This window comes from Devosia sp. (assembly GCF_028290645.1).
GTDB lineage: Bacteria > Pseudomonadota > Alphaproteobacteria > Rhizobiales > Devosiaceae > Devosia_A.
Window position 1 is genome coordinate 1 of sequence record NZ_JAQGJL010000310.1, and the last position, 4,680, is coordinate 4,680.

Annotated in this window: 4 protein-coding genes; 1 reads left to right on the forward strand and 3 read right to left on the reverse strand. The window is 66.3% G+C overall.

From position 1 onward, the window contains the following. Positions 1-2,032, forward strand: a 2,032-nt coding sequence (clpA, locus tag JWQ89_RS16735; RefSeq protein WP_299642818.1) for an ATP-dependent Clp protease ATP-binding subunit ClpA, incomplete at its 5' end; no start/stop codon positions are given. Between the two features lie 62 nt (positions 2,033-2,094). On the opposite strand, the gene JWQ89_RS16740 is transcribed toward clpA, so the two are convergent. Genes JWQ89_RS16740 through JWQ89_RS16750 form a run of 3 tightly spaced genes read right to left on the reverse strand, consistent with a single transcriptional unit; the run spans position 2,095 to position 4,480 of the window. Further along, positions 2,095-2,733 (reverse strand): DUF1275 family protein, encoded by a 639-nt coding sequence (locus tag JWQ89_RS16740; RefSeq protein WP_299642820.1) that lies wholly within the window; start codon positions 2,731-2,733, stop codon positions 2,095-2,097. Continuing rightward, positions 2,730-3,155 (reverse strand): HIT family protein, encoded by a 426-nt coding sequence (locus tag JWQ89_RS16745; RefSeq protein WP_299642822.1) that lies wholly within the window; start codon positions 3,153-3,155, stop codon positions 2,730-2,732. The genes JWQ89_RS16740 and JWQ89_RS16745 overlap by 4 nt, the downstream gene beginning before the upstream one ends. Then, complete coding sequence (locus JWQ89_RS16750) at positions 3,152-4,480, reverse strand: glycosyltransferase (protein WP_299642823.1); 1,329 nt, start codon at positions 4,478-4,480, stop codon at positions 3,152-3,154. The genes JWQ89_RS16745 and JWQ89_RS16750 overlap by 4 nt, the downstream gene beginning before the upstream one ends. Positions 4,481-4,680 lie beyond the last annotated feature (200 nt).

Here is a 4,680-nt window from a genome sequence, read left to right on the forward strand (position 1 = left end):
CTTCGCCGAGCGCGAGAGCCACGCCGCCTATTTCCTCGAGCAGCAGGACATGACGCGGCTCGACGCGGTCAACTTCATCTCCCACGGCATCACCAAGTCCGGCCAGACCGAGGAGCGCCGCGTGCGCGGCACCGACGGGCCGAGCGGCGCCGGGCAGGGCGAAGAGGGTGAGCGCGCCGCCAACGGCCAGAGCTCGGCCCTTGCCGACTTCTGCGTCAACCTGAACGAGAAGGCCCGCGCCGGCAAGATCGACCCGCTGATCGGGCGCGATTCCGAGCTGCGCCGGACCATCCAGATCCTCTGCCGTCGTTCCAAGAACAACCCGCTCTATGTCGGCGACGCCGGCGTGGGCAAGACCGCAATTGCCGAGGGCCTCGCCCGCAAGATCATCGAGGGCGACGTGCCTGAGGTGCTGCGCGAGGCGGTGATCTACGCGCTCGACATGGGCTCGCTGCTCGCCGGCACCCGCTATCGCGGCGACTTCGAGGAGCGGCTGAAGGCCGTCATGAAGGAGCTCGAGAAGCACCCCGACGCGATCCTGTTCATCGACGAAATCCACACCGTGATCGGCGCCGGCGCCACTTCCGGCGGCGCGCTCGATGCTTCGAACCTGCTGAAGCCCGCTCTGGCTTCGGGCAACATCCGTTGCATCGGCTCGACCACCTACAAGGAATACCGGCAGTTCTTCGAGAAGGATCGGGCGCTGGTCCGGCGCTTCCAGAAGATCGACGTCGCCGAGCCGACGATCCCCGATGCGATCGAGATCGTGAAGGGCCTCAGGCCCTACTTCGAGGACTACCACAAGCTCAAGTACACCGATGAGGCGCTGAAGGCGGCCGTCGAGCTGAGCGCGCGGTACATCAACGACCGCAAGCTCCCGGACAAGGCGATCGACGTGATCGACGAGACGGGCGCCAGCCAGATGCTGCTGACCCCCGAGAACCGCAAGACCGTCATCGACGTGCCCGATATCGAGCAGACCATCGCGACGATGGCCCGCATCCCGCCCAAGTCGGTGTCAAAGTCGGATTCCGAGTTGCTCGCCAATCTTGAGAACAACCTCAAGACGGTGGTGTTCGGCCAGGAGATGGCGATTTCGGCCCTGGCCTCCGCCATCAAGCTGGCCCGTGCGGGCTTGCGCGAACCGGAAAAGCCCATCGGCTCGTACCTGTTCACCGGCCCGACCGGCGTCGGCAAGACCGAGGTGGCAAAGCAGCTGGCGGATACGCTGGGTGTGGAACTGCTGCGCTTCGACATGTCCGAGTACATGGAGCGGCACACCGTGTCGCGCCTGATCGGCGCCCCTCCGGGCTATGTCGGGTTCGACCAGGGCGGCCTCCTCACCGATGGCGTGGACCAGCATCCGCATTGCGTGGTGCTGCTCGACGAGATCGAGAAGGCCCACCCGGACCTGTTCAACATCCTGCTGCAGGTGATGGACCACGGCAAGCTTACGGACCACAACGGCAAGTCGGTCGACTTCCGCAACGTCATCCTGATCATGACATCGAATGTCGGCGCCATGGAACTGCAGAAGTCGCCGATCGGCTTCGGCCGCAAGCGCGAGCAGGGCGACGACGAGGATGCGATCAACCGGATGTTCACGCCGGAGTTCCGCAACCGACTGGATGCCATCATCTCCTTCAGCCCGCTGGCGCCGCAGGTGGTCCGCCGCGTCGTGGAGAAGTTCGTGCTGCAGCTCGAAGGCCAGCTGGCCGAGAGGGGCGTCACGATCGAGCTGACCCTGGAAGCCGCCGAATGGCTGGCCGTCCGTGGCTACGACGAGAAGATGGGTGCGCGTCCGCTGGGCCGCGTGATCCAGGAACACGTCAAGAAGCCGCTGGCCGACCAGGTGCTATTCGGCGAGCTGCAGAACGGCGGGTCGGTCACCGTAGCGGTGGTCGGTGTCGGCCCGGATGCCAAGCTCGAGCTGATCGCGGTGCCCCCGCGTCCGGCACGCCCCAAGGCTATTCCAGGCCCGAGGGTCAAGAAGCCCAAGGCGGCCGACAAGCCGGCCGAGGAAAAGAACTGAGTTCCCATGCAGGGAGTACGTGAGGCCGGGAGCAATCCCGGCCTTTTCTTTTTGGGGTCGGGCTAGTCGTGGCTTCGCCGTGCGGCGAACCCGATGAGGAACACCAGATACACAGCCGCCGGCAGCAGCAATGCCCACACGTGCCAGGCCCCGTATGCGATGGCGCCGCCCAGGGCCCCGAGCAGCAGGGCCAGCCAGACCAGCAGGTGCTGCACCCATCTGAGCGGCGGGGCTTCACCGCGAACCGTGCGGGCCAGGTCCTGGCCGACTGCAAACAGGGTTCCGGTGACGAAGGTGGTGCCCAGCCGTGCCGCGCCGCGTTGCACGAGGATGGCGTTCTGCGCGCCCGCGGCAGTGGCGAGGGCGAGCATGGCCTGCGCGGCGGTGAACCCCAGGACGCTGAGCGCCAGCGTAACGGCCAGGCCGAACAGCACCAGCGCCAGGACGCCCATGGTCCGGCGGCGATCGTCCGGGCCGGTAATGATGCTGCCGAGGAAGCTACCGACGACGAACATGATGATGAGCCCAGCCGGCAGGGCGAGAGTCGGTCCGAGATCGGCGATGCCGGCGCCCAGCTGCGTGGTGTTGCCGCTCATGAACGAGGTGTAGAAGCCGCCGAGTTCGATGAAGCCGACGACGTCGATCATGCCAGCCGCAGCGGTGAGGGCCAGACCGAGGCTGAGTTGCGGCGCCGGCGTCACGTCAGGGCTGCGGCGATGGCCTTGGCTTGCTCGGCGAGATCTGCATCGGCGGCCCTGCTGTCGTCGCCGTGGCGGCCGATGGGGACACCTTCATACACCGGGATGATGTGGAAATGCAGGTGGAAGACCGACTGACCGGCAGGCGCCTCGTTGAACTGGACGATGCGGATGCCGTCGGCGCTGAGGGCCTTCTGGATGGCCCGGGCGACGCGCTGCACGAGCTGGATGGCGCTGGCGAGGACGGCCGGGTCGGCGTCGAGCAGGTTGCGCGAGGCGGCCTTGGGTATGACCAGGGCGTGGCCCCTGGATTGCGGGAAGATGTCCATCATGACGAATACGTCGTCATCCTCGTAGACCTTGTGCGCGGGGATTTCGCCGCGGATGATCTTGGCGAAGATGTTGCTCGGGTCGTAGGCGCTCACGAGGCGGCCCCCATCACTTCGTCATTGTCGTAGAGATTGCCCGGATAGGTCTCGATCGTCTCCTCGACGATGTCGGCGGCGAGGCCCGTGCCGTCCTCGAGTACCAGGCGCTCGCGCAGTTCAGACGCGGCGATGGCGAACGAGGTGTCGGTTGCGAGTTCCTCGAGTGCCGTGGCGAGGATGCTGGGCGTCAGCTTCCGCAGCCGCACCGGCGCCGGACCGCAGCCCAGTTCGTAGATGCGGCGGCCCCAGTAGGGCTGGTCGAAGAAGTGCGGCACGACGAAGGTCGGGCGGCCGGCATAGAGACCGGCATAGGCGGTGCCGGCGCCACCGTGGTGCACCAGCGCCTTCATCAGCGGGAAGAGCTTGGTATGGGGCGCCTTGTCGATGGGGTAAACGGTGTCGGGCAGGTCCTCGGCCTTGATGCCGCCCCAGCCCTTGCCGACGACGGCACGGCCGCCCCAGTCGCGCAAAGCGCGGGTGATGATCTCGGTGTTGCGCTGCGCACCCCAGGGCATCGAGCCGAAGCCGAGATAGATCGGGGCTTCGCCGGCATCGAGGAACTTGCGGAACGCCGCGTCGGGTTCCCAGCCGGTGATGTCGTCGAGCCGCCAGAAGCCCGTGACCGTGGTGGTGTCCGGCCAGTCGCCGGGGCGGGGGGAGATCACCTGGGAATAGGCATGGAGCGCCGGGATCGGTTCGCCGCGGGCGTTCTTGGAAAAGCCCGAGCGCTTGCGGCTGCGCAGGCCCAGCAGCTTGGCCCGCATCCGGTCGCGCGGGAAATCGTAGTAGCTCTGGTGCGCCGCCTGGACGACGTAGCTCAGCCGGTTGAACAGCGGATCGAGGCTGATGCGGTTGAACAGCGGCTCGGGCGGCGGGCCGTCATAGCCGAAATACGGGAACTCGCCGGTCGGGTTGATCGGCTGGAAGGCCGTCATGATCGCCGGGATGTCGAGCGCTTCGGCGACGTCGACGGCGAAATTGGTGGTCTGGTGGAAGATGATGGCGTCGACATCCTGCGCCACCGCCCAGAGGCGCCGGCAGGCTTCCTTCATGATCTTCTGGCCGTCGCGCAACAGCTTCGGCGCATAGAGCAGCGAGTTCTTCGACATGACGTTGTCGAACTGGCTCTGGCGCATGAAGGCCTGGATGTCGCTGCCCAGCGTCGCGAACTCGACGCCGTGGCTGGTGACGAAGCCTTCGAAATCGTTGGTGGCGCAGAGGACGACCGAGTGCCCGCGTTTCATCAGCGCAAGCGACAGCGCGACGAAGGGCTGGACGTCGCCCATCGTACCGATCGCAGCAATGGCGATACGCTTGCTCATTCGATCTCCGTGGCCTCCCCATGAGGCGCGCATTGCTTCTATCGGGAGTATGGCCTCGCTGAGGCAGAACGTACCGCGCAGTACCCGAAGCCGTCCAGTCGCAGACTTCGAACCACAGTGCCGGAAGCGGCGCAACTCCCAGCTATTGCGGCTCTCCATGCCTGAATGGGGTGTAGCGCTCGAGCGCTTCCTGTTCGCGG